Origin of the sequence: Brenneria goodwinii, from assembly GCF_002291445.1 — a bacterium.
Classification (GTDB): domain Bacteria; phylum Pseudomonadota; class Gammaproteobacteria; order Enterobacterales; family Enterobacteriaceae; genus Brenneria; species Brenneria goodwinii.
In genome coordinates this window covers 3,832,721-3,858,467 of the sequence record NZ_CP014137.1, presented here as the reverse complement: position 1 = coordinate 3,858,467, position 25,747 = coordinate 3,832,721, and the positions used below count along the sequence as shown (strand labels likewise).

The 25,747-nt window shown below is 52.8% G+C and carries 26 protein-coding genes; 11 read left to right on the top strand and 15 right to left on the bottom strand.

What is annotated here, in order from left to right:
- The first annotated feature begins 56 nt into the window (after positions 1 to 56).
- The 3 genes from tldD to ACN28R_RS17125 all read left to right on the top strand — a co-directional run bounded on the left by tldD (position 57) and on the right by ACN28R_RS17125 (position 6,288).
- The gene (gene tldD / locus ACN28R_RS17135; RefSeq protein ID WP_048636530.1) at positions 57 to 1,502 is read left to right on the top strand and encodes a metalloprotease TldD; all 1,446 of its coding nucleotides are present in this window, start codon (positions 57 to 59) and stop codon (positions 1,500 to 1,502) included.
- Between the two features lie 830 nt (positions 1,503 to 2,332).
- Positions 2,333 to 3,937 carry a methyl-accepting chemotaxis protein gene (locus ACN28R_RS17130; protein WP_095835034.1) on the top strand — a complete coding sequence of 535 codons (1,605 nt, stop codon included), beginning with the start codon at positions 2,333 to 2,335 and terminating at the stop codon, positions 3,935 to 3,937.
- A 137-nt stretch (positions 3,938 to 4,074) separates the two neighbouring features.
- The gene (locus tag ACN28R_RS17125; RefSeq protein WP_183096820.1) at positions 4,075 to 6,288 is read left to right on the top strand and encodes a bifunctional diguanylate cyclase/phosphodiesterase; all 2,214 of its coding nucleotides are present in this window, start codon (positions 4,075 to 4,077) and stop codon (positions 6,286 to 6,288) included.
- Between the two features lie 107 nt (positions 6,289 to 6,395).
- Here the strand turns inward: ACN28R_RS17125 and yjgA are convergent, their stop codons facing one another.
- Positions 6,396 to 6,947 (bottom strand): ribosome biogenesis factor YjgA, encoded by a 552-nt coding sequence (gene yjgA, locus ACN28R_RS17120; RefSeq protein WP_048636527.1) that lies wholly within the window; start codon positions 6,945 to 6,947, stop codon positions 6,396 to 6,398.
- A gap of 293 nt (positions 6,948 to 7,240) precedes the next feature.
- Here yjgA and pmbA point away from each other — a divergent pair, with 293 nt between their 5' ends.
- Positions 7,241 to 8,581, top strand: a complete 1,341-nt coding sequence (gene pmbA, locus ACN28R_RS17115; RefSeq protein WP_048636526.1) for a metalloprotease PmbA — start codon at positions 7,241 to 7,243, stop codon at positions 8,579 to 8,581.
- Between the two features lie 39 nt (positions 8,582 to 8,620).
- Here the strand turns inward: pmbA and npr are convergent, their stop codons facing one another.
- From npr to ACN28R_RS17060, 11 genes are all read right to left on the bottom strand, one after another.
- Positions 8,621 to 8,893, bottom strand: a complete 273-nt coding sequence (gene npr, locus ACN28R_RS17110) for a PTS phosphocarrier protein NPr (protein ID WP_048636525.1) — start codon at positions 8,891 to 8,893, stop codon at positions 8,621 to 8,623.
- A 2-nt stretch (positions 8,894 to 8,895) separates the two neighbouring features.
- Complete coding sequence (gene rapZ / locus ACN28R_RS17105) at positions 8,896 to 9,747, bottom strand: RNase adapter RapZ (RefSeq protein WP_048636524.1); 852 nt, start codon at positions 9,745 to 9,747, stop codon at positions 8,896 to 8,898.
- Positions 9,748 to 10,057: 310 nt separating this feature from the next.
- The gene (gene ptsN / locus ACN28R_RS17100) at positions 10,058 to 10,531 is read right to left on the bottom strand and encodes a PTS IIA-like nitrogen regulatory protein PtsN (protein WP_048636523.1); all 474 of its coding nucleotides are present in this window, start codon (positions 10,529 to 10,531) and stop codon (positions 10,058 to 10,060) included.
- A gap of 97 nt (positions 10,532 to 10,628) precedes the next feature.
- Positions 10,629 to 10,916 (bottom strand): ribosome hibernation promoting factor, encoded by a 288-nt coding sequence (gene hpf, locus ACN28R_RS17095; RefSeq protein ID WP_048636522.1) that lies wholly within the window; start codon positions 10,914 to 10,916, stop codon positions 10,629 to 10,631.
- A gap of 22 nt (positions 10,917 to 10,938) precedes the next feature.
- Positions 10,939 to 12,372: an RNA polymerase factor sigma-54 gene (rpoN, locus tag ACN28R_RS17090; RefSeq protein ID WP_048636521.1), complete on the bottom strand. Its 1,434-nt coding sequence runs from the start codon at positions 12,370 to 12,372 to the stop codon at positions 10,939 to 10,941.
- Positions 12,373 to 12,534: 162 nt separating this feature from the next.
- Positions 12,535 to 13,260, bottom strand: coding sequence for an LPS export ABC transporter ATP-binding protein (gene lptB, locus ACN28R_RS17085; protein ID WP_048636520.1), 726 nt, complete (start codon positions 13,258 to 13,260; stop codon positions 12,535 to 12,537).
- Positions 13,261 to 13,263: 3 nt separating this feature from the next.
- Positions 13,264 to 13,839: a lipopolysaccharide ABC transporter substrate-binding protein LptA gene (gene lptA / locus ACN28R_RS17080; protein ID WP_048636519.1), complete on the bottom strand. Its 576-nt coding sequence runs from the start codon at positions 13,837 to 13,839 to the stop codon at positions 13,264 to 13,266.
- Positions 13,817 to 14,386 (bottom strand): LPS export ABC transporter periplasmic protein LptC, encoded by a 570-nt coding sequence (lptC, locus tag ACN28R_RS17075; protein ID WP_095835032.1) that lies wholly within the window; start codon positions 14,384 to 14,386, stop codon positions 13,817 to 13,819. The genes lptA and lptC overlap by 23 nt, the downstream gene beginning before the upstream one ends.
- The gene (gene kdsC, locus ACN28R_RS17070; RefSeq protein ID WP_048636517.1) at positions 14,383 to 14,949 is read right to left on the bottom strand and encodes a 3-deoxy-manno-octulosonate-8-phosphatase KdsC; all 567 of its coding nucleotides are present in this window, start codon (positions 14,947 to 14,949) and stop codon (positions 14,383 to 14,385) included. Before kdsC ends, lptC begins: the two co-directional genes overlap by 4 nt.
- Before the next feature lie 39 nt (positions 14,950 to 14,988).
- Entirely contained in the window at positions 14,989 to 15,975 is a 987-nt protein-coding gene (gene kdsD / locus ACN28R_RS17065; RefSeq protein WP_095835031.1) for an arabinose-5-phosphate isomerase KdsD, read from the bottom strand.
- Positions 15,976 to 16,008: 33 nt separating this feature from the next.
- Positions 16,009 to 16,974: a calcium/sodium antiporter gene (locus ACN28R_RS17060; RefSeq protein ID WP_095835030.1), complete on the bottom strand. Its 966-nt coding sequence runs from the start codon at positions 16,972 to 16,974 to the stop codon at positions 16,009 to 16,011.
- A gap of 304 nt (positions 16,975 to 17,278) precedes the next feature.
- Between ACN28R_RS17060 and mlaF the strand changes: the two genes are divergently transcribed.
- From mlaF to murA, 7 genes are all read left to right on the top strand, one after another.
- Positions 17,279 to 18,094, top strand: a complete 816-nt coding sequence (gene mlaF / locus ACN28R_RS17055; protein ID WP_095835029.1) for a phospholipid ABC transporter ATP-binding protein MlaF — start codon at positions 17,279 to 17,281, stop codon at positions 18,092 to 18,094.
- 7 nt (positions 18,095 to 18,101) lie between these two features.
- Positions 18,102 to 18,884, top strand: coding sequence for a lipid asymmetry maintenance ABC transporter permease subunit MlaE (gene mlaE, locus ACN28R_RS17050; RefSeq protein ID WP_048636514.1), 783 nt, complete (start codon positions 18,102 to 18,104; stop codon positions 18,882 to 18,884).
- Between the two features lie 4 nt (positions 18,885 to 18,888).
- Entirely contained in the window at positions 18,889 to 19,455 is a 567-nt protein-coding gene (gene mlaD, locus ACN28R_RS17045; protein WP_048636513.1) for an outer membrane lipid asymmetry maintenance protein MlaD, read from the top strand.
- 12 nt (positions 19,456 to 19,467) lie between these two features.
- Positions 19,468 to 20,097, top strand: a complete 630-nt coding sequence (mlaC, locus tag ACN28R_RS17040; RefSeq protein WP_048636512.1) for a phospholipid-binding protein MlaC — start codon at positions 19,468 to 19,470, stop codon at positions 20,095 to 20,097.
- A 14-nt stretch (positions 20,098 to 20,111) separates the two neighbouring features.
- Positions 20,112 to 20,414 (top strand): lipid asymmetry maintenance protein MlaB, encoded by a 303-nt coding sequence (gene mlaB / locus ACN28R_RS17035; protein ID WP_048636511.1) that lies wholly within the window; start codon positions 20,112 to 20,114, stop codon positions 20,412 to 20,414.
- A gap of 137 nt (positions 20,415 to 20,551) precedes the next feature.
- Positions 20,552 to 20,806, top strand: coding sequence for a BolA family iron metabolism protein IbaG (ibaG, locus tag ACN28R_RS17030; protein WP_048636510.1), 255 nt, complete (start codon positions 20,552 to 20,554; stop codon positions 20,804 to 20,806).
- Positions 20,807 to 20,859: 53 nt separating this feature from the next.
- Positions 20,860 to 22,122, top strand: coding sequence for a UDP-N-acetylglucosamine 1-carboxyvinyltransferase (gene murA, locus ACN28R_RS17025; protein WP_048636509.1), 1,263 nt, complete (start codon positions 20,860 to 20,862; stop codon positions 22,120 to 22,122).
- Positions 22,123 to 22,361: 239 nt separating this feature from the next.
- Here the strand turns inward: murA and degS are convergent, their stop codons facing one another.
- From degS to zapG, 3 genes are all read right to left on the bottom strand, one after another.
- A complete protein-coding gene (gene degS, locus ACN28R_RS17020) occupies positions 22,362 to 23,453 on the bottom strand; it encodes an outer membrane-stress sensor serine endopeptidase DegS (protein WP_048636508.1) in 1,092 nt (363 codons plus the stop codon).
- A 125-nt stretch (positions 23,454 to 23,578) separates the two neighbouring features.
- Positions 23,579 to 24,952, bottom strand: coding sequence for a serine endoprotease DegQ (gene degQ / locus ACN28R_RS17015; protein WP_095835028.1), 1,374 nt, complete (start codon positions 24,950 to 24,952; stop codon positions 23,579 to 23,581).
- 212 nt (positions 24,953 to 25,164) lie between these two features.
- Positions 25,165 to 25,569 carry a Z-ring associated protein ZapG gene (zapG, locus tag ACN28R_RS17010; protein ID WP_048636506.1) on the bottom strand — a complete coding sequence of 135 codons (405 nt, stop codon included), beginning with the start codon at positions 25,567 to 25,569 and terminating at the stop codon, positions 25,165 to 25,167.
- Positions 25,570 to 25,747 lie beyond the last annotated feature (178 nt).

The following is a 25,747-nucleotide window of genomic DNA, read 5'->3' as shown; positions in this document are numbered from 1 at the left end:
CGAAATACTCAACGCGGTTCGTCCACCCGATTTCATTTAATAAAGAGTGAAAAAATATGAGTCTGTCTTTTGTCAGTGAGCAATTACTCACCGCAAACAAGTTGAGTCTTCAAGACCTGTCCTCTGTGCTGGAGGTGTTAAATGAGCGTCGTCTGGATTATGCCGACCTCTATTTTCAGTCCAGTTATCACGAATCCTGGGTGTTGGAAGACCGTATTATTAAGGACGGCTCCTACAATATCGATCAGGGGGTGGGGATTCGCGCCATTAATGGCGAAAAAACGGGTTTTGCCTATGCCGATCAGCTCACCCTGAACGCGCTACACCAGAGCGCCCAGGCAGCGCGCAGTATTGTGCGCGAACAGGGCAACGGCGTCGCGCATACGCTGGGAGAGGTTCCCCATCGCGCGCTTTATTCTCCGCTTAATCCGTTGGATAGCCTGAGCCGTGAAGACAAAATAGCCCTATTGCAGCGCGCGGATACGGTGGCCCGCGCCGCCGATGCCAGAGTGCAGGAAGTTACCGCCAGTTTGAGCGGCGTGTACGAATTGGTGCTGGTCGCCGCCACCGACGGCACGCTGGCGGCGGATGTTCGTCCGCTGGTTCGCTTGTCGATCAGCGTACTGGTCGAGGCGGACGGCAAACGTGAACGCGGTTCCAGCGGCGGCGGCGCGCGCGGCGGTTATGACTATTTCTGGGAAACGACGGCCGGTGAAACGCGCGTCGATGCCTGGGCGAAGGAAGCCGTGCGCATGGCGTTGGTTAATCTGTCTGCGGTTGCGGCGCCGGCCGGCTCCATGCCGGTGGTGTTGGGCGCGGGCTGGCCGGGCGTGCTGTTGCATGAGGCGGTGGGCCACGGTTTGGAAGGGGATTTCAACCGTCGCGGCACATCGGTATTCAGCGGTCAGATAGGCGAACTGGTGGCGTCTGAGATTTGCACCGTGGTCGACGACGGTACGCTGGATGGCCGCCGCGGCTCGCTGGCGATGGATGACGAAGGGGTGCCGGGGCAATACAATGTGCTGATCGAGAACGGGATCCTGAAAGGTTACATGCAGGATAAACTCAATGCCCGCCTGATGGGCGTCTCTCCAACGGGTAATGGCCGGCGTGAATCCTATGCCCATTTACCGATGCCGCGCATGACCAATACCTACATGCTGGATGGAAAATCAACGCCGGAAGAGATTATCGCCAGCGTGGATTATGGTTTGTATGCGCCGAATTTTGGCGGCGGCCAGGTGGATATTACCTCCGGGAAGTTTGTCTTTTCCACGTCGGAAGCCTACCTGATTGAGAAAGGCCGCATAACCAGCCCGGTGAAAGGCGCTACCCTTATCGGTTCCGGTATTGAGGCGATGCAGCAGATTTCGATGGTAGGAAACGATCTGGCGCTGGATAAAGGCGTGGGCGTCTGCGGTAAGGAAGGGCAAAGCCTGCCGGTGGGCGTTGGTCAGCCGACGCTGAAACTGGATAATCTCACCGTGGGCGGTACGGCGTAAGCCGATATCGTCGGCAGGATGATAAACGGGAGCGCCGGTCTCAATGGGCTGGCGCTTTTTTATTCCTGGATTTTTATTCTGTCGTGTTGATAAATAAAGTTATTTTTCAATATTCCGCTGTTTTTTTGCTTAAGTTTTTTTCATCCGGCTATTATTTTTGTGCGAATATTACCTGTCGCCGCTGAATATATGTTCGATGGTATAATAAAACATGGTAGGGCTATTATTTTTTCAACCGTATCCCTTCATTGATGATGTGTTCACTTGCTTCCCTAACTAAATTAAAATCACGTCAGCGGTGTTGGCTAACTGAACGGATACCGTCGATAATATTACTGTTTACCGGAGTTGAAAGGCTAAATGTTCGGTGTAATAACCGTGGTTATAAGTGCGGAAATTATCCCGCTAATGAATATTACGCCAGAAATATTTCATTAGCATCCATACTCCTCGATTGATTATTATCTTTTATATATTTTTTTATTTTTACGTTAATAATGGCGTTGAATTATCATTTAATAAATGACAGTTAAAACAATTAATTATGTTTATTTTTTTACTTTATGGCTACTTTTTTATTGATTAATTAATAATGTAAATCATTTGATTGTTCTCGTAAAAATAAATGAGATGTAAACTGTTTTGTAGTGGGATTATTTCAATGCGTAAAGATGATTTTGTGACATTTATCACTAGCAACTGACTCGTAATCGAGATCATTATCTTGATTGAACTCTTATGCCGGGTGATCGTTTTAAATAAAAAATTTGTGATAAAGGTTTATTCAATCAGGACGATAGTCACCGTTGTTAATATTTTTGGAGGTGGCGATGTTTAAGAAAGTAAAAATAAGCCTGGGGCTGACTATAATTATAGGGTTGTTCAGCCTTTCACTTATCGGCGTCAGCGCTTTTAGTATCAATGCGCTGACAAAAAGTAAAGGTGCTTTGTATACCATAGACAGAATTGAAGGGGATCAGCTCAATCAACTCCATGCGTTATATGCTGATTTATTAAGTAACCGAATTGTGCTTTATAATTTGGCCATGGCCAAAGAAGAGGGGCGAAGCTCCGATGTTATGTCGGCGAAAGCGGAGAGTTACTTAAATTCAGCGAATAAAAATATGGAGACGCTGCACGGTATTGTCCCGGTGACGGAACAAGGACGGCAGCTGCGTCTTAACATTGAGAAGGCCTACGATACTTATATAAAAGAGGGCATCACGCCCGCCAGGCAGGCGCTGGATTCAGGTAACTTAGATCTTTTTTACCAGATGATAACCACAACGGTCTCAAAAAAGGGCGAAGAGCTGCAGAACAGTATTGACGAATTTTCTACTTTTGCGAGCGCGTTGGGCGACCAGGAAATCGAACATTCCGCTGCCTCCTATAAAATCAACGTGGGGGTGGTGATCGTCGCCATTGTTTTAACTATTGTGTTGATTGTGCTATCAAAAATGTTGGTTGGCGCGATTATCTTCTCGCCCATCAATGAGGCTAAGCATGTTTTCAGCCTGATTGCCAAAGGCGACCTGTCGCTTGATATCCCGCGTCAGCCCAAAACGGAAATGGGGGGATTATTGACCTCGCTGGAAGATATGAAACAGTCACTGAAAGTCATTGTTTCCGATGTTAGAGAATCTTCCGAGGTTATTTCCGTCGGCACGCGTCAGATTGCCGCCGGCAACCAGGATTTATCATCACGAACGGAAGAGCAGGCGTCGTCGATTGAGCAAACGGCCGCCAGTATGGAAGAACTGACTTCATCGGTGAAACAGAATACCGAAAATACCCGGCAGGTCACCGGAATGACGGAAAATATGGCCGGGTTGGCGCAAAAGAATGGCGACAACATCACCAATATTGTTAAGCGGATGAATGATATTTCCGAAAGCTCGGCGCAGATCTCCAGCATTATCGGCGTGATCGATTCCATTGCTTTCCAAACCAATATCCTGGCGCTGAATGCCGCGGTTGAAGCGGCCAGAGCCGGCGAGGCCGGAAAAGGCTTTGCGGTGGTGGCTTCCGAGGTGCGTAATCTGGCGCAACGTAGCGCCAGATCAGCTAAAGAGATCAAAGAGTTAATTGAAGATACCAGTAGTAGAATACATCAAGGGTTCACGCTGGCGACGACATCCGGGAATGACATGGAAACGCTGTTGGCCGAAGTAAATAAAGTGAAGGAATTGGTTTCCGCCATTTCATTAGCTTCGGAAGAGCAGAGTCAGGGGATCGAACAGGTCAACATTGCGGTAACGCAGTTGGAGCAGGTCGCACAGCAAAATGCCGCGTTGGTGGAAGAAGCCTCATCCGCCACCGGTTCGCTGGCCGAACAGGCTGATTTGTTAGAAGCGTCAATGCGCGTATTCACCTTATCGGGAAGGAATAACGATGCCGATGCCGCCACCGACGGTATCCTTATCGGCAAAGGGTGAGCGTCGGTCAGGGGTGAATGACGGCGAGTCAGCACATGCGATTCAATGCTGACGTTAAGCCGCGCCGGGTGTCTACCGTTTTCCGGCGCGGCTATGCAATAGCGATGATGGTTCTGTTGATTGAAAAGGTTAATTTTATGAAAAGTCACCCTTTAAAGGCGGAGACTGTTACAGAATCGATTGAGGAAGGGCTATTGGCAGCCGCCGTCAACGGTAGTGACAGCGCCATACTTATTGCCCGTTATGTTGACGGTCAGCGGCGAACCGCTTTCGTGAACGCCGGTTTTACACAGCTTTTCGGTTATAGCCAGCAGGAGGCGTCAGGTCATGACCCAGGAACGCTTATCCGGTGTGAAACCGAGTTTGGCTGTCAGCCGGATAAGGATGAGGTCCGGGAGGCTCATCATCGCTATCGTGTTGAAACCCGGGTTTATCATAAATCCGGCTATCCGTTATGGTGCTCTATTGCACTCAATCATTTTTATGATGAGCGCAATAATATTATGTATGCCATCAGCGTCTTTACCGAAATTACCGCCACCAAAATGTATGAGGTGTTGCAATTTCCGGTGTTGGAAGCGCTCGCCCGTGACAGACCGTTGGAAGAAGTGATGGAACGGCTCTGCCTGGAGATAGAAAGTATCGCTCCTGAGGTGATATGCAGCGTGTCGCGCGTGGATGAGCATGGCTGTCTGCGGCCGCTGGCGTCACCGCGATTGCCCGCTTCTTACAGTCAGGCGTTGGACGGCATTCCCATCGGGCCGAAGTCTGGTTCCAGCGGCACCGCAGCCTGGCTAGGCGTGCCTGTGATGGTGCGTGATATTGCCCACAATCCGCTATGGGAAGAGTGTTGCGATCTGGTGTTGCCTTTAGGATTGGCCGCCTGTTGGTCCAGCCCCATTTTTTCAAGCCAGAATAAGGTCATCGGCACGCTTGCGTTCTATTTTCGGCAGGAGCGCGGGCCCAGTAAATTTCATCAGAACCTGGTTACGCTCAGTACCGGGCTTTGCGCATTGGCGATAGAACGGTATGAGTCCAGTGAAAAGATCAGGCTGTTGGCTTTTTTTGATCCTTTAACCGGCTTGCCGAATCGTAATTTGTTCCGCGCCAGCGCGGATAATGCCGTTATTAACGCCGCCCGTAGGGGAAACACGTTAGCCGTGCTGATGATCAGTCTCGATCGTTTCAAGCAGGTTAGCGGCTCTTTGGGCGCGGCGGCCGGCGATAAGTTGCTCTGCCATATTGCGGAGTGCCTGCGCCAGCAATGCGGCGCGGCCGATCTCGTCGGCAAACTTTCTGTTGACGAGTTTGCCATGCTGTTGAACATTGACGATGTTCGGGATGTCACGGCAAAGGCCGAACGATTGCTGTCGATGTTGTCAAAAACGGTTCCTATCGATGGGGTCATGGTGACCCCCTCCGTCACCATAGGCATCAATTTATACCCTGATAACAGCCATGATATGGGGGCGTTGATTCAGGGGGCGGATATCGCCTTGCACCAGGCGAAGTATCACCTGCGTGGGCGTTTGGGCTTTTTTAACAAAGAGATGAATGAGATCGCTAAAAGGCGTTTGACGCTGGAAAGCGCGTTGAGGAAAGCTCTGGAAGACTTTTCCCTGCAGCTCTACTATCAGCCGCAGATTAGCCTGAAGAATGGCGAGATCCATGGCGTTGAAGCTCTTTCCCGCTGGTTCCACCCGGAGTTCGGCGAAATTTCCCCTATTCGATTCATTCCACTGGCGGAGGAGTGCGGGCTGATGGACAAGCTGGGGGAATGGGTCCTTCAGGAGGCTTGCCGGCAACTCGCCGACTGGCACCGGCGCGGCGTGAATGTACCGACGGTATCGATTAATCTGTCGCCCACCAATTTCCACAATCCTGAACTGCCGGCGCTGATTTCCCGCATATTGTCGCAGTTGTCGTTACCGCCAGACAATCTGACCATCGAAATTACCGAAGAGGTGATTCTGGATGGCAATGCCGATACCATGAATATCCTGAATAAGGTGCGCGAGCTGGGGGTCAAGTTATCGATGGATGATTTCGGCACCGGCTTCGCCAGCTTAAGCTATCTGAACCGTATTAATTTTGATGAAGTGAAACTCGACCAGAGTTTCGTTCATGACATTGAATGTCATCATAAAAATCGCGTGCTGACCGATGCCGTTACCCATATCGGCGATAAACTTGATTTATGCATCGTGGCGGAAGGCGTGGAAAATGAAACGCAGCGTGAAATATTGGCGCAACAAGGTTATGAGCTGGCTCAGGGTTTTTTATTCTCCCGGCCGTTGCCTCCTGCGCAATTGGAAGCCTGGAGCCGCCACTACGGGCTGACTAAGCGGTGAGTCTGGCGGCGAATTTCTCTTCTGGGCCGCCGGCAATGGCGCAGCGTTGGTGCCCGCACGCTGACCGCGTGGCCCCATTTCTGGGGCTTGCTTTTTATCCTATTATTTTATTCGCCGGCTTCCGCCAGCTCACGCAGATACTGAAAAATCTGGCGCATGGACTTTGGCGGTTTATTGGCCGCCTTTTCCTTCTGCGCGTTACGTATCAGCGAGCGTAACTGCTGGCGATCCGCATGAGGATAGCGCGCCAGAACGTCGGGAATGGCATCGTCCCCCTCGGCCATCAGACGATCGCGCAACTGTTCCAGCTTGTGGAAAAGCACCACCTGCTGATTATGGCGGTTTCTCAGTTTATCCAACGCGGTCTGAATGGGTTCCGGATCGCGGGCGCGCAGCATTTTGCCGATCAACTGTAACTGGCGGCGGCGTCCCTCTTTCTTGATGCGCTGCGCCAGTTCGATCGCCGCGCGCAGATCGTCATCCAGCGGAATTCGCTCCAGCGCGTTTTTACCCAACTCAACCAGTTCCGCGCCGAGATCTTTCAGCGCTTCGGCATCACGTTTTATCTCGCTCTTACTGACCCAGATAATTTCATCATCATCGTCGTCTTCATTATTGTCCGGGACTTCATCAAGCCAGTCTTCGGGTTTCTTGTTCATGGTTGGATCCTTAAAAAATTTCCAGGAGAAAAAAACGCCGGAGCGTTAGCCCGCCAGGGGGGGAAGACCGGACGCCTTCCATCAATTTTTAACGCCGCCGCGGCGGCTCTCAGAGCGACGGACAAGGCGCCCGTCATAAAAAGAAGCCGATCCTAACAGGTTTGGGCTTTGTGCGAAATTGTCTAAAGATCCTGTTAGACTTAGAGGCACTATGCTACACCCTTTTATACCCTTCATCTTTCACGTTGCAGGTATATATTGGTTTCGGTTTTCTCATTCATTATGGCAGGACGATGACAATAATCATTCAGGTTGCACAACAGCGTAAAGCGCTGGAACAGGCGGTTGCTCAGGCTCTGGAACTGGCGCGAGCGGGTTCCGATGCGGCGGAAGTCGCGGTGTCAAAAACGACAGGGATTGGCGTTAGCACCCGCTATGGTGAAGTTGAAAACGTTGAATTTAACAGCGATGGCGCGCTGGGTATTACGGTGTATCACCAACAGCGTAAGGGCAACGCATCGTCCACCGATTTGAGTCCGGATGCGATAGCCCGTACCGTGCAGGCCGCGTTGGATATTGCCCGCTACACCTCCGTCGATCCGTACGCCGGCCCGGCGGATAAAGAGCTGCTGGCGTTTGACGCGCCGGATCTGGATCTGTTCCATCCGTCAGAATTGGATGCGGAACGGGGGATTGAACTGGCGGCCCGCGCGGAACAGGCCGCGCTGCAGGCGGATAAGCGCATCACCAATACCGAAGGCGGCAGCTTTAACAGCCATTATGGCATCAAGGTTTTTGGCAATAGCCACGGTATGCTGCAAAGTTATTGTTCCAGCCGCCACTCCATGTCCAGTTGCGTGATCGCGGAAGTGAATGGGGATATGGAGCGCGACTATGCCTACACCATCGCTCGCTCGTTGGATGAATTACGCACTCCGGAATGGGTCGGCGAAGAGTGCGCGCGCCGTACGCTGTCGCGCCTGTCTCCGCGTAAGCTGCCGACCATGCAGGCTCCCGTTTTGTTTTCCGCCGAAGTGGCGACCGGGTTGTTCGGCCATCTGGTCGGGGCGATTAGCGGCGGCAGCGTATACCGTAAATCAACCTTCCTGCTGGATAAGCTGGGTCAGCAAATTCTGCCTGAGTGGCTGACGATTGAAGAGCTGCCGCATCTGCGCAAAGGGCTGGCCTCTACGCCGTTTGACAGCGAAGGGGTGCGTACCAGCCAGCGTGAAATTGTGAAGGACGGCGTGCTGCAAACCTGGCTGCTGACCAGCTACGCGGCCCGTAAGCTGGGGATGAAGAGCACGGGTCATGCCGGCGGTATTCATAACTGGCGTATCGCCGGGCAGGGGTTGGATTTCAACGGGTTGCTGAAACAGATGGGGAAAGGATTGCTGGTTACCGAGCTGATGGGCCAGGGCGTCAGCGGCGTGACCGGGGACTATTCCCGCGGAGCTTCCGGGTTTTGGGTCGAAAATGGCGAAATTCAGTATCCGGTCAGTGAGATTACCATCGCGGGCAACCTGAAAGAGATGCTGCGCAATATCGTGACCGTAGGGAACGACATCGAAACACGCAGCAATATTCAATGTGGGTCGGTGTTATTGCCTGAAATGAAGATTGCGGGAGAGTGATTCCGTACCGCTCATTACGGGGCCGGATGATGCGGCGCGTTATTCTTCGTTGAATCCGGCTTCGAATAGTTCAATAACGGCGGCCAGCGCCTGAACCTCATCCGGGCCGCTGGCTTCCACTTCGATAACCCGGCCTTTGGCCGAATCCAGCATCAGCATGGCAATCACGCTGCTGGCTTCCGCCTCAGTGCCGCTGTCATTGCGCAATATCACCTCGGCATTAAAACTTTGCACCAGTTCAAACAGCTGCATGGCGGGACGGGCGTGCATACCCAGCTTGTTTTTTATTTCAACAAATTGCCTGACGGTCATGATTACTTGCGTTTTTCCAGTGTGCGATGGCGGGACTGTACATTTTTACCGCGCGAACGGAAATAATCAGCCAGCTGTTCCGCGACATAAACGGAACGGTGTTTCCCGCCGGTACAGCCAATCGCCACCGTCAGGTAGCTGCGGTTATTGGTTTCCAGCATGGGCAGCCACAGTTCCAGATAGCTGCGGGTCTGATAGATAAAATTATGTACTTCGGTATGCCGGTCGAGGAAGGCGGCTACGGGTTTATCCAAACCGGTCATCGGACGTAATTTCGGATCCCAGTGGGGGTTAGGCAGGAAGCGGACATCAAACACATAATCGGCATCGATCGGGATGCCATGCTTATAGCCGAAGGATTCAAAAACCATCGTCAGTTCACGTTCCCGTTTGCCGAGCAGGCGGGTACGCAGCATCTCCGCCAGCTCATGTACCGACATCTCCGAGGTGTCGATGATCAGATCGGCGCGCGATCGCAGCGGTTCCAGCAGATCGTTTTCTTCATCAATGGCGCTTTCCAGCGATAAATTCTTGCTGGACAGCGGGTGCAGACGGCGGGTATCGCTGTAACGGCGGATCAGCGTATTGCGATCGGCATCCAGAAACAGCAGCTGTGGCGAGAAACTTTGCGGCAGTTGCGCCATGGCGTGCTCAAATATTTCCGGCGATTCCGGCATGTTGCGCACATCAATGCTGACCGCCGCAGAGATGTTCCGCGCAGCCAGCGTATTAGCCAATTCCGGCAGCAAAACCACAGGAAGGTTATCTACGCAGTAGAATCCCATATCTTCCAGCGCACGCAGGGCGACGGATTTCCCTGAGCCTGAGCGACCACTGACGATCATCAGCACCATCTGACGACTCCCCCTTGGCAACGTGATGGCGAACTAGCGCTGCCCTTGTTTTCGAGAATACGATAGCTTTCGATAATACAACGGTTTTTGATAATACAATGGTTTTTGATAATACAATGGTTTTTGATAATACATTGGTTTTCGATAATACAATGAACGACCATACCCGTCATACTGCAAGTTGCATGTGCGTTGGTTTTGTTATTCGCTCCATCCCCGCGTCGCCGCCTTCCTGTCACTCGAATGATTTAGGATATAACAGGCTTATTACAGACGATGCGGCCATTGACCATCGGCATTCACCTCTGATTTAACCGGCTTCCGTCATAATCTGATACAGCTCTTCATCACTTTGCGCGGCGCGCAAACGGCGGCAAACGGTTTTATCGGCCAATCGTTTGGCGGCAAGCGAAAGCGTATGTAAATGGGTTTTACATTGTTCTGCGGGAACCAGCAAGGCAAAAAGTAAATCAACGGGTTGATTATCAATGGCATCGAATGCGACAGGTTGTTCCAACTGGATAAATACCCCGACTGCTCCCAGTACATCCTCCCCTTCAAGTTTGCCATGAGGGATGGCGATGCCATTTCCGATACCGGTGCTGCCCATGCGTTCACGAATGAGCAAGGCGTCAAAGATAATCTGCGTGGGCAGATTCAGCTGTTTGGCGGCCAGCTCGCTAATGATTTCCAATGCCCGTTTTTTGCTTTGGCAATGGACGGCGCTTTGGGTGCACTCGGGACGTAACACTGTGCTGAGTTGCAATATGGGATCGTTGTTCATTTTATATTCACCTGACGGTGCGTTCACTCCGTATGAGCCTGGCCCATAAAACCTATGGACCAGGTCTGATCTCTGGTTAAACGGCCAGAGAGGAAAATCAGTGTTGTTTGAGCTTGTCTTTATGCTTGTTCAACTGCCGGGCCAGTTTATCGATTAAGAGATCGATGGCCGCGTACATATCTTCCGCTTCTGATGTGGCATGCAGCTCTCCGCCATTAACGTGGAGCGTGGCGTCGGCGATCTTTTGCACTTTCTCCACTTTAAGTATCACATTGACCTGGTTAATGCGGTCGAAAAATTGCTCCAACTTGGCGAATTTGGTATTCACGAAATCGCGTAGAGGCTCGGTAATTTCGATATGGTGTCCGGTAATGTTGAGCTGCATAGCGTCTTCCTTCTAGTTGAGATCAAACCAATTGTTTACGCTGGTTCGATGGTGGGATAGATAAAGACTCTCGATATTTCGCAACGGTACGCCGCGCCACGATAATGCCTTGCTCGGAGAGCAGCGTGGTGAGCTTACTGTCGCTTAACGGTTTGGCGGGGTTCTCCGCAGCGATTAACTTCTTGACCAGCGCCCGGATCGCCGTTGAGGAGGCTTCCCCCCCATTATCGGTATTCACATGGCTGGAGAAGAAGTATTTTAGTTCAAAAATGCCGCGCGGACTGTGCAGGAACTTCTGCGTCGTCACACGGGAAATCGTGGATTCATGCATATCGACGACCTGGGCGATATCCGCCAGAACCATCGGCTTCATGAATTCTTCGCCCTGATCAAAGAATTCCTGCTGCTGTTCGACGATGCAGCGGGTGACCTTGAGCAGCGTATCATTACGGCTTTCCAGACTTTTGATTAACCAGCGGGCTTCCTGTAAGTGGCTGCGGATAAACTGGCCGTCGCTGTCGCTGCGCACGCTGTTGCCTAGCGCGGCATACTGCTGATTAATCTGTAACCGGGGGATGCTGTCGGTATTCAGTTCCACCACCCAGCGGCCATGAATTTTCCGCACCAGAACATCCGGAATAACATATTCCGACTCACCGGTGTTGATTGACTGACCCGGACGGGGATCGAGGGACTGAATCAGCGCCAATGCTTCTTTTAGCACCTCTTCTTTCAGCCGGGTGGCGCGGATCAGACTGCGGAAATCATGATTTGCCAGCAGGTCGAGGTACTCGCTGACGATCAGTCGCGCCTCCGCGAGACGAGGCGTATCGTCGGCGAATTGGGAGAGCTGAACCAACAGACAGTCACGCAGATCGCGGGCCGCAACGCCAACGGGATCAAAACGCTGAACGCGTTTCAGCACCGCTTCGACTTCATCCAGCGTAACGCTTTCATCGCCGATGCTGTCGAGAATGTCTTCCAGCGGCACGGTGAGATAACCCGTGGTGTCTACGGCATCGACGATGGATGTCGCGATGGCGGCATCGGTATCGGAAAAGGGCGTCAGTTCGACCTGCCACATCAGGTAATCCTGCAGGGTTTGGGTGGTTTCCCCCTGGTAGATCGGTAATTCTTCATCGCGATAATCGGTGCCGGTGCCGGATGGCGTGCCTGCGGAATAGATCTCATCCCAGGTTGCGTCAAGCGGTAACTCTTCCGGCATATCTTTTTGTTCAAGCGCTTCGCCGGTATCCAGTGAATCGCTGTCTGTGGTCTCAAATGACTCGATTTCTTCGTGATTGTCCGTCTGCTCAAGTAACGGATTGCTTTCCAGCGCCAGTTGAATCTCTTGTTGCAGTTCAAGCGTGGACAGTTGCAACAGACGGATTGCCTGCTGTAGCTGTGGAGTCATGGCCAGTTGCTGGCTAAGCCTGAGTTGCAAACCTTGCTTCATAAGTTGCGCTAACTTCCTTTATATTCCCTGTATCTTTCCGGTTGCAGCGCTGCCGGTTTCCCTTGCTGAACCCAGACTGAAATCCTGAGAAATCATTCGGTTACCGCTTTGCTGCGCCCTGAAATCTATTGGGGCTAAAATATGCAATAAAAACCTACCCTATCAGAGTCTAAAGCCTTCGCCCAGATAGACGCGTTTTACCTGCTCGTCGGCCAGTATCTCCGTCGGTGAGCCGTGAGCGATTAAATGCCCCTGACTAACGATATAGGCGCGCTCACAGACATCCAGCGTTTCGCGGACGTTATGATCGGTTATCAACACGCCCAGTCCGCTGTCACGCAGATGCTCAATTATTTTTTTTATATCAATCACCGAAATGGGGTCAACACCGGCAAAAGGTTCATCCAGCAGGATAAATTTAGGATTCGCCGCCAGTGCGCGGGCGATTTCCACCCGGCGTCTTTCCCCACCGGAGAGCGATTGTCCCAGACTATCGCGCAAATGAATAATATGGAATTCTTCCATCAGTTCATTCGCCCGATCTTCCTGCTGCTCAGAGGTTAGATCCTTGCGGATCTGCAATATCGCCATCAGGTTGTCGTACACGCTTAACCGGCGAAAGATCGAGGCTTCCTGCGGTAGGTAGCCGATACCTCTAAGCGCGCGATCGTGGAGCGGAAGCAGACTGATATCTTCGTCATCGATCACGATCCGCCCTGCGTCACGCTGGACAATGCCCACAACCATATAAAACGTCGTGGTTTTCCCGGCGCCGTTCGGGCCCAACAGACCGACGATTTCGCCGGAGTTAACGGTCAGGCTGACATCTTCCACGACCTTACGGCCTTTATACGCCTTAGCCAGGTTTTCTGCGATTAATGTTGCCATAAGTTATTCAGTGACTCGTGGTTTCGAGGGTTGAGAATTGGAGGTTTGTCCCTGATTCTCTTTTTGCTGAAGTTGAGAAGGAACCAATACCGTGGTAACGCGTTTGCCTTTGTCGCTGAACGCTTCCATTTGCTGCTGCTTCACCAAATAAGTGATGCGGTCGCCTTTGACGTTGCTATCCAACTGTTCCAGATAGGCGTCGCCGGTCAGCACCAGAAAATCATTAGCCAGTTCGTAACGGATTTTTTGGGCGCGCCCTTTCACCGGCTTGCCGTTGTCCTGCATTTGGTAAAATGTGACCGGATTGCCGTATCCTTCCACTACTTCGCGGCCTTGCTCGCCCTGTGGGCGGGTGACCACCACTTTATCGGCCTTTACCTCGATTGTTCCCTGCTTGACCACCACGTTACCGGTAAAGGTCACGGTGTTGCTCTGCATATCCAGAGACTGCTGTGCTGAATCAATGTGAATGGGCTGATTGCTATCCCCGGTCACGGCGAAGATCGGAACGCTAACGGCTAACAGCGAGCTGGCGAGCAGGGTGTTACGCAGCGAATTATTTATTGTTTTGAATTTCATAGGAGGTTTTTACCTTTTCGATCAACTCGGCTGTTTTCTCACGCAGATTACCACGCATTTTCATCCCGTTAGAGGTGAAACTGGCGCCATACAGGGTAACCTCGTCGTCGGAAGAGACATCCTGAGTCACCAGATTGACCTGGGCGTTGTCGGTTTTAATCCGCTCCAACTGTGAATCATTCGTCAGACTGTTGACCTCAACGTGGCCATACAGATAGAGCATTTTTTCTTTGGTTAGTTTGGCGCGATCGGCGCGCACCGACCAGGTGGCCGTTCCCTGGTCGTTAAACAGCGTGGCGACGGGCGTCGTGAACCAACTGAGCTGCTCGTCGTCGAAATACTCCGCTTTGTCTGCAATCAGCCGATAGGTTAGTTTCCCGTCCGGGCTGTAAACCAGCGTCGTGGTTTTTTCGCTGGTATAGACCGGCGCCACATTGCCTGGGTTATCCGGCGCCGACTCCGTATCCTGATCGGTTAAATTCCAGCCGATCAACACGAGTACCAGCAGTGCCAGCAAGGCTGTCAGCCAACGCTTTGTTTTACTCATATCGACAACCCTTTGGCATCTTCCAGCTTACCTTGTGAGAGCAGAATTAAATCGCAAAGTTCACGCACCGCGCCACGCCCGCCGGCGATACGCGTAACATAGTCCGCCCGCGGCAGCAGCATCGGATGCGCGTCCGCAACGGCAACGCTCAGCCCCACTTGCGACATTACCGGCCAGTCGATCAGATCGTCGCCGATATAGGCCGTCTGGCTGGCCTTCACCGACAGTTTATCCAACAGATCGTTGAAGGCCAAAATCTTGTCCGATTGTCCCTGATAAAGATGCGTGATCCCCAATGTTTTACAACGATCGACCAGCATATTGGCCGATCGGCCGGTAATGATGGCAACCTCGATCCCGGATGTCAGCAAACAACGGATGCCGTAACCGTCCCGGACGTTGAATGCTTTCAGCTCTTCGCCCTGATTGCCCATGTAAATCAAGCCATCAGACAGCACGCCGTCGACATCGCAAATCAACAAACGAACTTCACGGGCTTTATCCAGTACCTGACGATCGACAGGTCCATAGCAGGTAGCGGTTTGTGCCCCGGTTTCACTCATTCAGGTTTATCCTTGCTTCTTTCACTCTACAGTATGGGATCACACGACGCCGGCACGCAGCATATCGTGCATGTGAACGATACCGAGCAGCCGGCTGTTCTCCGCGACCAGCAACGATGTAATGTGGCGGGATTGCATCAGATTCAGGGCATCCACCGCCAGCGTTTGCGGCGTAACGCGAATGCCGCCCGCGGTCATAACATCAGCAATACGGGCGCTGTTCAAGTCAATATTCATGTCGAATATTCTGCGCAGGTCGCCGTCGGTGAAGATCCCCTGGATATTCATCTCCGCGTCGCAGATTACCGTCATCCCCAGATTTTTGCGCGTAATTTCCAGCAGCGCGTCACGCAGAGAGGCGTCAAGGGGAACGTGCGGGATTTCATCGCCGGAGTGCATTATATCGCTGACGCGCAGCAGCAGTTTGCGACCCAGTGCGCCGCCGGGGTGGGATAAGGCAAAATCTTCGGCGGTGAAACCGCGCGCCTGTAATAGCGCCACCGCCATGGCGTCGCCCATCACCAGCGTCGCCGTCGTGCTGCTGGTGGGCGCCAGCCCAAGCGGGCAGGCTTCCTGCGGAACGTGAACGCATAGATGGATGTCGGCGGCTTTTCCCATCGTGCTTTCAGGGTTGCCCGTCATGCAGATCAGGAAAATTTTCTGGCGTTTCAATACCGGGATCAGCGATAAAATTTCATTGGATTCGCCGGAGTTGGAAATGGCTATCACAATATCGTGCGGCGTGACCATTCCCAGATCGCCGTGGCTGGCTTCACCCGGATGGACGAAAAACGCCGGGGTGCCGGTGCTGGCGAAGGTGGCGGCCATTTTGCAACCGACATGGCCGGATTTCCCCATGCCCATCACCACCACTTTCCCCTGGCAGTAGAATATCTTTTCACAGGCCTGGGTGAAGTTGCCGTCGATGTATTGGTCGAGTTGCGCCAGCCCGTCGCGTTCAATGTTCAGTACCTGTTTACCTGCTTGCTGAAAATCAAAACCGGGTTGTAGTTCAAAATGTGACATACCTGGATAATCCTGCTTGTTTTGATGTTCTGGTTAGGGAAAAAAGAACAACGCCGAAAGGTAAGCGATGAAAGCACATAATAAAAGTGCGCCGGCGCCTTGTCCGATGCAGCGTTTTTTGCTGAGGCAAAGCGCGGTCAGCAGCGCGCTGGCCCCCAGCATGACCCAGTAATCGCGCTGGAATGCCAGTGGGTTGAGCGCTCCCGGAGAAAGCAGCGCCGGTACGCCCAGAACGATCGCGATATTAAAAATATTCGAGCCAATCAGATTGCCCAGCGCAATATCATCTTCTTTTTTCAGCGTGCCAACAATCGCCGTCGCCAATTCCGGCAGGCTGGTGCCGATCGCCAGAACGGTCAGGCCGATGGTCAATTCGCTGATGTGAAAATGGCGGGCTATCACGGTGGCGTTATCGATCACCATGCGAGCGGCCATCGGCAGAATAATCAGGCCGAGGATCAGCCATAAGATGGCGACCGTCTGATTGCTGTCTTCCTGCGGCAATTCCGCCAACTGTTCCTGCGCCAGGGCATCGGAGCCATCCTGCTGGGCCAGACGCGTCATTCTGAACATCAGCAGCATAAACAGTCCGGCGGCGATCAACAGTAACACGCCGTCCGTGCGGCTCAGGTAACTATCATGCAGCAGAAAGCCGCATAAAACGGTGACCAACAGCATAAGCGGAAATTCGCGGCGCAGCAGTTCGGAATGAACCGTTAAAGGGCGGATCAACGCGGCGCTGCCGAGGATTAACAGAATATTCGCAATATTTGAGCCCAAAACGTTACCCACGGCCATATCGATCTGTTGGTTTAACGCCGCCGTGACGGACACAATCAGTTCTGGCAGAGAGGTTCCGAACCCGACGATGGTGATACCGATAATCAGCGGGGATATGCCAAAAGAACGCGCGAGAACCGCCGCGCCATAGACCAGACGATCGGCGCCATAGACCAGTAATACCAAACCAACTATCAAGAGTACGGTTGCAAAAAGCATGCAGCGTCCTTTATTGAGGTATAATTACTGGCTTAAGCGATGTAAACCAGCAGTTTTGGACGAATTCTGAACGAAAAGGATGCTTTTCATCATTAGCGCTAATTCTGACTGCGTGAGGCGGAAAAGTAAAACCTATGGCAGTTTTGTTTCAGCCCCTTTAGACAAGAAGTTACCGTAATTTTTTGTAAAATTCGGGCCACGGACAAGGGCGGCCGTTACGCTTTATAGATACGTTCATATTACAGTTATTCGTTAAACCGGAACGAACATACGTAATATGCTGATCGGTAAGGAATATAAGATAATGGACCATGAGACTACTAATCTGGTTGAAATTCGCGGTCTGAATTTTCGGCGCGGGAAACGGCAGATTTTCACCGATATCACGCTCAATGTTCCCAGGGGGAAGATCACCGCGATTATGGGGCCTTCCGGTATCGGTAAAACGACATTGTTGCGCTTGATTGGCGGGCAGATACCGCCGGATAGCGGTGAAATCTGGTTTGATGGCGACAACATTCCGGCGCTTTCACGTTCTGCGCTGTATGAAGCCCGTAAAAAAATGAGCATGTTGTTTCAATCCGGCGCGTTATTCACCGACCTGAACGTGTTCGATAACGTCGCCTGGCCGCTGCGCGAGCACAGCCGTTTGCCGGAGCCGCTGTTGCACAGCACCGTCATGATGAAACTGGAGGCGGTGGGCCTGCGCGGCGCCGCCTCGCTGATGCCCGCCGAGCTTTCCGGCGGGATGGCCCGTCGCGCCGCGCTGGCGCGGGCGATTGCGCTTGATCCGCAACTGATTATGTTTGATGAACCTTTCGTCGGTCAGGATCCGATAACCATGGGAACGCTGGTGAAGCTAATTGATGAACTGAATCACGCACTGGGCGTCACCTGCGTCGTCGTTTCTCATGATGTGCCGGAAGTGATGAGCATCGCCGACTACGCTTACATCATCGCCGAGCAGCAGGTTGTGGCTGAAGGCACGACGGCGCAATTGCAAATGAACGATGACTCCCGCGTACGTCAGTTTCTGGACGGCGTCGCCGACGGGCCGGTTCCTTTCCGTTATCCGGCGGGTGACTATAAAACCGCACTGCTAGGTTCATCTGGGGGTTAAATAATTCATGTTTTTACAGGCATTGGCGTCGCTGGGACGTCAGGGAATTTCTACCTGTGCTTCTTTTGGCCGTGCCGGACTGATGCTGTTCAATGCATTAGTGGGCAAGCCTGAATTCAGGAAACAGTGGCCGCAGCTCATCAAACAGCTTTACAGCGTGGGTGTGCAGTCGCTGTTGATTATTATGGTATCCGGCCTGTTCATCGGCATGGTGCTGGGGCTGCAGGGTTATCTTGTTCTGACCACCTATAGCGCTGAAGCCAGTCTGGGGATGATGGTCGCCCTATCGTTGCTGCGCGAGCTCGGCCCGGTCGTCACGGCGTTGCTGTTTGCCGGTCGCGCCGGTTCGGCACTGACGGCGGAGATTGGCCTGATGAAGGCCACCGAGCAGCTTTCCAGCATGGAAATGATGGCGGTCGATCCGCTAAGGCGCGTGGTGGCCCCGCGTTTCTGGGCTGGGGTAATCAGTATGCCGCTGTTGACGATCATCTTTGTCGCCATTGGTATCTGGGGCGGATCGTTGGTCGGCGTTGACTGGAAGGGCATAGATAGCGGATTTTTCTGGTCGGCCATGCAGGGGGCCGTTGAGTGGCGGCAGGACATGCTGAACTGCTTGATTAAAAGCGTGGTTTTCGCCATCACGGTGACCTGGATTGCGCTGTTTAATGGTTATGATGCGATTCCTACTTCAGAAGGGATCAGCCGTGCAACGACCCGTACCGTCGTGCATTCATCATTAGCGGTATTGGGATTGGATTTTGTGCTGACAGCACTGATGTTTGGGAACTGAGTCGATGCAAACAAAGAAAAATGAAATCTGGGTTGGCGTATTTATACTGATTGCGCTGTTCGCCATTATCTTTTTGTGTCTGAGAGTGGCCGATCTCAAGTCAATCGGCAGCGAGCCTACCTATCGTTTATACGCGACGTTTGACAATATCGGCGGGTTGAAGGCCCGTTCGCCGATAAGAGTCGGCGGCGTAGTTATAGGCAGGGTTGCGGATATTTCTCTTGACGAGAAAACGTACCTTCCTCGCGTGGCGATGGATATCGAGCAACGTTACGACCATATTCCGGACACCAGCTCTCTGGCTATCCGCACGTCCGGCCTGTTGGGCGAACAGTATCTGGCGTTGAATATCGGTTTTGAGGATGAGGAGATGGGAACGTCGATCCTGAAAGACGGCGGCGTCATTCAGGACACCAAGTCAGCCATGGTGCTGGAGGATCTCATCGGTCAATTCTTATATAAGAGCGGCGGCAACAACGAGGATAATGCCGGGCAGGGGAATTCGGCGCCGGCCGCAGATGCGACGGCGGCACCTGCGCCTCAGGATCAACCCGTAACTTCACATCCATAAGAGGATAGCTGCATGTTTAAACGTTTACTGATAGTGGCTTTGCTGGTGGTTGCGCCATTGGCCAGCGCCGCGGATCAAACGAATCCTTACCGCCTGATGAGCGAAGCGGCGGAAAAAACTTTTACCCGCCTGAAAACCGAGCAGCCGCGCATCAGACAAAATCCGGACTATCTGCGTAACGTTGTGCGCGAAGAACTGCTGCCGTATGTGCAGATCAGATATGCCGGCGCATTGGTCCTCGGCCGTTACTATAAAGATGCCACGCCGGCGCAACGCGATGCCTATTTCAAGGCTTTTGAAGCCTATCTGGAACAGGCATACGGCCAGGCGCTGGCGCTATATCACGGACAAACCTATCAGATCGCGCCTGAGCAGCCGTTGGGCGACGCCAATATTATCGCCATTCGCGTGACGATTATCGATAGCGGCGGCCGTCCGCCGGTTCGCCTTGATTTCCAGTGGCGCAAGAATACGCAAACCGGCTATTGGCAGGCTTATGACATGATTGCCGAAGGCGTCAGTATGATTACCACCAAGCAAAATGAATGGGCGACGACGCTGCGCCAGAAAGGCGTTGATGGCCTGACCCAGCAGTTGGAAGCGGCGTCGAAACAACCCATTACGCTGGATAAGCAAAACTAATCTGGGTAAGAAAAATGGATAATGCACTGAGCTGGCAGTCACAGCAAGCAACGCTGGTTTTAGCCGGTGGTCTGGATCGTGAAACGCTGTTGCCGCTCTGGCAACAGCGTGAGATGTTACTGGCAGATAAGACCACGCTGGATGTGTCTGGACTAAGCCGGGTCGACTCCGCCGGTCTGGCTTTGTTGATTCATTTTTATTACCAGCGCTCGCTGAATGGGGGAGAGCTGAGAATCATCGGGGCGGGCGATCGGTTAAAAACGCTAATCGCACTGTATAACCTGAATGAAATCATTCCTGTTGAGTCAGGCGTATAGCCAGTCTCGACAATATGTTATCCGTATCCCCTTTTGGCGTTGCACATTAGGGGCTTTTTCCTTGTTTAAGACAGCGCCGTATTCAACTAATATACCACCCTGTTTATCATCCCCCCCTGACATAGAAATCGAGAGCGATGGAAAATAACGAAATTAAAGATGTGCTGATGAATGCATTGGCGCTGGAGGAAGTCCACGTATCCGGCGATGGCAGCCACTTTCAGGTCATTGCCGTAGGTGAGCTGTTCGCCGGAATGAGTCGAGTGAAAAAGCAGCAGGCCGTTTATACTCCACTGACGGAGTATATCGCGGACAACCGCATCCACGCCCTGTCAATCAAGGCATATACGCCGGAAGAATGGCAGCGCGACCGTAAGCTTAATGGTTTTTAAGCCTGCGGCCATGTGACGCAATATTGAATTTGAAACACTGAGAAACAGCCGCTATGGATAAATTTCGTGTGCAGGGGCCAACCCGGCTCACTGGTGAAGTCACCGTTTCCGGGGCCAAGAATGCGGCCCTGCCCATCCTGTTTGCCGCTTTGCTCGCGGAAGAGCCGGTGGAAATCCAGAATGTACCAAAGCTGAGAGACATTGATACCACGATGAAACTCCTCAGCCAGCTGGGCGCGCGCGTTGAACGTAATGGTTCGGTACACGTTGACGCCAGCGAGGTTAATGTATTCTGTGCGCCTTATGATTTGGTAAAAACCATGCGGGCTTCCATCTGGGCCTTGGGGCCGCTGGTGGCGCGTTTTGGACAAGGACAGGTTTCACTGCCCGGCGGGTGCGCCATCGGTGCGCGTCCGGTTGATTTACATATCAGCGGCCTTGAACAGCTTGGGGCGGAAATCACCCTGGAAGAGGGCTATGTCAAGGCTTCGGTGAAGGGGCGTCTGCAAGGGGCGCACATCGTGATGGATAAGGTCAGCGTGGGCGCCACGGTGACCATCATGAGCGCGGCAACGCTGGCCGAAGGAACCACCGTCATCGAAAACGCGGCGCGCGAGCCGGAAATCGTCGATACGGCGAACTTCCTGAATACGCTGGGCGCGAAAATCAGCGGCGCGGGCAGCGACAAGGTCGTCATTGAAGGCGTCGCGCGTTTGGGCGGCGGTGTCTATCGTGTGTTGCCGGACCGTATTGAAACCGGGACGTTCCTTGTCGCGGCGGCGATTTCAGGCGGTAAAGTGGTCTGCCGTCATACCCGTCCCGATACGTTGGATGCGGTGTTGGCGAAACTGCGTGAAGCCGGGGCGGATATCGAAACCGGCGAGGATTGGATTAGCCTGGATATGCATGGCCGGCGGCCGAAAGCCGTGACGATCCGCACCGCGCCTCATCCCGGCTTCCCGACGGATATGCAGGCGCAGTTCAGCCTGTTGAATCTGGTTGCTGAAGGAACCGGTGTGATTACCGAAACGATTTTTGAAAATCGCTTTATGCACGTGCCGGAGCTGATCCGCATGGGCGCCCAGGCGGAAATTGAAAGCAATACGGTGATCTGCCACGGTGTGGAAAAACTGTCTGGCGCGCAGGTTATGGCGACGGATTTACGCGCATCGGCCAGTCTGGTGCTGGCTGGCTGTATCGCCGAAGGCGTGACGGTGGTCGATCGCATTTACCATATCGATCGTGGCTACGAGCGTATTGAAGATAAGTTGCGCGCGCTGGGCGCCAATATCGAACGCGTGAAAGAAAGCGACTAGCCAATGAAAGCAGACCGGGTGGCTTATCGCTACCCGGTAAAGTCGCTGACAAAACCTTCCAAACCCGTCATTCCCGCGCAGGCGGGAATCAGCTAATGGCTGTTTACGGTTTCAGCGGGAGATTCCCGGCCACTACTGCGGGAATGACAGGCGTGGGGTTGCGGAGGATGACGGTGGCGCATTATGGGCTATGTCATCAACCTCGGATGGTTATCCGCCTGTCCGCCGAATGAGAGCGGTTAGTTAACCGGAAATTCCTGAATCGTCATATTCAGCGTGAGCGATTTTTTATCCCGTTCGATGGTTACGGGAATGACGGTGCCCGGATGTAACTCCGCCACCTGATCCATGGTTTCGATAACCGAGCGGGTAGGCTTGTTGTTAACGCTCAGCAGAATATCGTTAACCTGGATGCCCGCTTTATCCGCAGGTCCGCCCGGATCGACCGTTTTCACCAGGATCCCGCTCATTCTTCCCTGTTCGATGCCTTTCTGGTCGAGATTTTCCATCTGTATACCGTTAATGCCGATATAACCACGGATGACACGGCCATCACGGATAAGTTTGTCCATCACCTTGGTCGCCAGGGCGACAGGAATAGCGAAGCTGATGCCTTCCGGCGTTTCTCCATCGCTGCTTTTATCGAAAGACAACGTATTGATGCCAACCAGTTCGCCCAGCGTATTAACCAAGGCGCCGCCCGAGTTGCCCCGGTTAATTGACGCATCGGTTTGCAAAAGGTTTTGCCGCCCGTTCTGGCGGTTATCCCCGGCGGCGCTGAGCCCGACACGGCCCGTGGCGCTGATGATCCCCTGCGTGATGGTCTGCCCCAGGTTGTAGGGGTTGCCAATCGCCATCACCACATCGCCGATATGCGCGGTGCGGTTCGGGTTAATTGGAATGACAGGCAGACCGGCGCCGTTAATCTGCAGTACGGCCAGATCGGTCAAGCTATCTGAACCAACAACCATCGCCTCAAAAAGTCGGCCGTCTTGCAGTGCAACCAGAATCTGCTGTGCGTTATTAATCACATGTTTATTGGTTAGGATGTAACCATTTTCGCTCATAATCACGCCGGAACCGAGAGTTTGAACATTAAGTTCATTCAACTGATCCGGATTGGGAACACGGTTATAAACATTTACCACGGCGGGCGCGGCCCGACGTACGCCATGGTAATAGCTTAACGGCGCATCTTCGGCGTACTTGTCATTATTATCATTACTGCTCTGAAGCAAAGGCGTACCGGTTCGCAGCATCGGTAAGGCGAATAGCAGAAGGCCGGCGACGATCACTCCAATCAGTGTGGAACGGAATAACTTAACAAGCATGGGCGTGTTTTTTACTGTAAAAAAGAATTATGACGTGAGAATACCATGAGATAAACGGGCACTGCATGGCGCAGTGCCCGATTTTTTATGCTAGCCGTCTTCGACGTTAAAAAACGCGCTCGGCGTTAACGCAGTAGCAGGTAAATTGTTTCGTCGCCACGCACGATATTGAGCGCCAGAACAACCGGTTTCGCTTCCAGAATTTTACGCAATTGAGTGATGTTTTCTACTCGTTCACGGTTTACGCCGATAATGATATCGCCTTTCTGCAGACCTATCTGAGCGGCCGGCGAATCTTTAGTGACATTATCAATCTGGACGCCTTTGCTGCCATTTTTCAACTGACCGTTGGTCAGCGAAGCGCCCTGCAGGGCGGGGTACAGCGTTTCCGCATTGGTCGTGGTTGTGTTGCTGTTATCCAGCACCACGCTGACTTCCATCTGTTTCCCGTCGCGCAGCAGGCCGACTTTCACGGTTTTACCCGGCGCCGTTGTGCCGACCTTGGCGCGCAGTTCCGCAAAGCTGCTGATCGGTTTACCATCCAGCGATGTCAGCACGTCGCCCGCTTTTATCCCGGCTTTCGCCGCGGCGGATTGCGGCAGCACCTCGCTGACGAAAGCGCCGCGCTGCACATCAACCTTAAAGGCTTTCGCCATTTCGGATGTCATCTCGCTGCCTTTGATGCCCAGGAGACCCCGTCTTACTTCACCAAACTCAACCAACTGCTGAGCCAGATTCTGGGCCATATTGCTGGGGATCGCGAAGCCAATGCCGATATTGCCACCGCCAGGAGCCAGAATGGCGGTATTAATACCGATCAGTTCGCCGTTCAGGTTAACCAGTGCGCCGCCGGAGTTGCCCCGGTTAATCGAGGCGTCTGTCTGGATGAAGTTTTCCAACCCTTCCAGATTCAGCCCGCTGCGGCCCAGTGCGGAGATAATACCGGATGTCGCCGTTTGCCCAAGACCGAAGGGGTTTCCCACGGCCACGGCGAAATCGCCGACGCGTAGGCGATCGGAGTCCGCCATTTTGATTTCAACGAGATTTTTGGCATCGACTAACTGCAGCAGGGCGATATCGCTCTGCTCGTCACGGCCGATCAGTTTGGCTTCGTATTCACGCCCGTCATTCAACTGTACGCGGATCTTGTCAGCATTATTAATGACGTGATTATTGGTCAGAACATAGCCTTTCGCCGCATCGATAATCACACCGGAACCCAATCCGGCGAACGGTCGGGCGCTTTGCTTGTCTTGCGGAGCGTTGGGACCAAAGAAGAATTTGAACTCTTCCGGCACGCGCTGGCTCTGCGTCCTGGTGCCTTCGATATGTACGCTGACCACGGCGGGTAAGACTTTTTCCAGCATAGGAGCCAGGCTGGGAAGCTGCTGCTGCCCCGGTATGACCGCAGGCAGCGTAGCGTGAGCTGCCGGGAGCGATGATAGAGTTAGGCCTATGCTCATCGCCAGTGCACTAAATAATAAAGATTTTTTCTTCATTGTTGATTAACTCTCTCACAACCTGCGGATGAATAAAACGATGATATATAAACTTAAACATATGGTGAAGAGTCTGACTGGCGATTGGTGTGTAAAGTTCACTGCTGTTTCGTCAGTAGATTGTAACCATAGCTTACGCGGGGGGCTTTCACGGGGACAGGCGGGCTGAACGCGTGAGGCCGGAACAAGCCTCACGCTGAATCAGCGCGCGTTTACTTGCGCAGCGGGGGCTCGCCGCGCAACAAACCGGATGCGCCGTCAGAATAGTCGCGCGGAGGCATATCCACCGGCGCCTGATCGTTGTCCGCCTCTGCTTCGGTTAAGCGATATTTAAAGGGATTATCCTGACCGGGAACGTCGGGCAACAAGTTGTTGGAGCTTTTCGCCATGTGCTGGTAAAGCTGGCGGTAATCACGCGCCATGTTGTCCAGCAGCTCTGCGCTACGGGCAAAATGCCCGACCAGTTCCTGACGATACTCTTCCAGTTCCGCTTTGCTTTTTTCCAGTTCGTTTTGTAATACCTGCTGTTGCCGCATCTTACGATTGCCGAAGCGCATGGCGACAGCGCCAATAATAATACCGACAACTAAACCAATCAGCGCGTACTCCCAGGTCATAATGACTCCTATTTTGACTTCGTTGTTCCGTAGGGATTTTCACTTAATAATAGTCACTATAACCGCTAACCTTGTCTGAGTGGAATCCTGAAGCGTGATGACTTAAGGGAATGTTGACTCTTCTCTGGCATCAGGATGGTTAACTGCTACGATTACGGCTCGAACCGACGGCAACGCG

Excerpts from the sequence above, each read along its gene's own strand:
- tldD (WP_048636530.1), top strand. The coding sequence starts at position 57 with ATGAGTCTGTCTTTTGTCAGTGAGCAATTACTCACCGCAAACAAGTTG.
- ACN28R_RS17130 (WP_095835034.1), top strand. The coding sequence starts at position 2,333 with ATGTTTAAGAAAGTAAAAATAAGCCTGGGGCTGACTATAATTATAGGG.
- ACN28R_RS17125 (WP_183096820.1), top strand. The coding sequence starts at position 4,075 with ATGAAAAGTCACCCTTTAAAGGCGGAGACTGTTACAGAATCGATTGAG.
- yjgA (WP_048636527.1), bottom strand. The coding sequence starts at position 6,947 with ATGAACAAGAAACCCGAAGACTGGCTTGATGAAGTCCCGGACAATAAT.
- pmbA (WP_048636526.1), top strand. The coding sequence starts at position 7,241 with ATGACAATAATCATTCAGGTTGCACAACAGCGTAAAGCGCTGGAACAG.
- npr (WP_048636525.1), bottom strand. The coding sequence starts at position 8,893 with ATGACCGTCAGGCAATTTGTTGAAATAAAAAACAAGCTGGGTATGCAC.
- rapZ (WP_048636524.1), bottom strand. The coding sequence starts at position 9,747 with ATGGTGCTGATGATCGTCAGTGGTCGCTCAGGCTCAGGGAAATCCGTC.
- ptsN (WP_048636523.1), bottom strand. The coding sequence starts at position 10,531 with ATGAACAACGATCCCATATTGCAACTCAGCACAGTGTTACGTCCCGAG.
- hpf (WP_048636522.1), bottom strand. The coding sequence starts at position 10,916 with ATGCAGCTCAACATTACCGGACACCATATCGAAATTACCGAGCCTCTA.
- rpoN (WP_048636521.1), bottom strand. The coding sequence starts at position 12,372 with ATGAAGCAAGGTTTGCAACTCAGGCTTAGCCAGCAACTGGCCATGACT.
- lptB (WP_048636520.1), bottom strand. The coding sequence starts at position 13,260 with ATGGCAACATTAATCGCAGAAAACCTGGCTAAGGCGTATAAAGGCCGT.
- lptA (WP_048636519.1), bottom strand. The coding sequence starts at position 13,839 with ATGAAATTCAAAACAATAAATAATTCGCTGCGTAACACCCTGCTCGCC.
- lptC (WP_095835032.1), bottom strand. The coding sequence starts at position 14,386 with ATGAGTAAAACAAAGCGTTGGCTGACAGCCTTGCTGGCACTGCTGGTA.
- kdsC (WP_048636517.1), bottom strand. The coding sequence starts at position 14,949 with ATGAGTGAAACCGGGGCACAAACCGCTACCTGCTATGGACCTGTCGAT.
- kdsD (WP_095835031.1), bottom strand. The coding sequence starts at position 15,975 with ATGTCACATTTTGAACTACAACCCGGTTTTGATTTTCAGCAAGCAGGT.
- ACN28R_RS17060 (WP_095835030.1), bottom strand. The coding sequence starts at position 16,974 with ATGCTTTTTGCAACCGTACTCTTGATAGTTGGTTTGGTATTACTGGTC.
- mlaF (WP_095835029.1), top strand. The coding sequence starts at position 17,279 with ATGGACCATGAGACTACTAATCTGGTTGAAATTCGCGGTCTGAATTTT.
- mlaE (WP_048636514.1), top strand. The coding sequence starts at position 18,102 with ATGTTTTTACAGGCATTGGCGTCGCTGGGACGTCAGGGAATTTCTACC.
- mlaD (WP_048636513.1), top strand. The coding sequence starts at position 18,889 with ATGCAAACAAAGAAAAATGAAATCTGGGTTGGCGTATTTATACTGATT.
- mlaC (WP_048636512.1), top strand. The coding sequence starts at position 19,468 with ATGTTTAAACGTTTACTGATAGTGGCTTTGCTGGTGGTTGCGCCATTG.
- mlaB (WP_048636511.1), top strand. The coding sequence starts at position 20,112 with ATGGATAATGCACTGAGCTGGCAGTCACAGCAAGCAACGCTGGTTTTA.
- ibaG (WP_048636510.1), top strand. The coding sequence starts at position 20,552 with ATGGAAAATAACGAAATTAAAGATGTGCTGATGAATGCATTGGCGCTG.
- murA (WP_048636509.1), top strand. The coding sequence starts at position 20,860 with ATGGATAAATTTCGTGTGCAGGGGCCAACCCGGCTCACTGGTGAAGTC.
- degS (WP_048636508.1), bottom strand. The coding sequence starts at position 23,453 with ATGCTTGTTAAGTTATTCCGTTCCACACTGATTGGAGTGATCGTCGCC.
- degQ (WP_095835028.1), bottom strand. The coding sequence starts at position 24,952 with ATGAAGAAAAAATCTTTATTATTTAGTGCACTGGCGATGAGCATAGGC.
- zapG (WP_048636506.1), bottom strand. The coding sequence starts at position 25,569 with ATGACCTGGGAGTACGCGCTGATTGGTTTAGTTGTCGGTATTATTATT.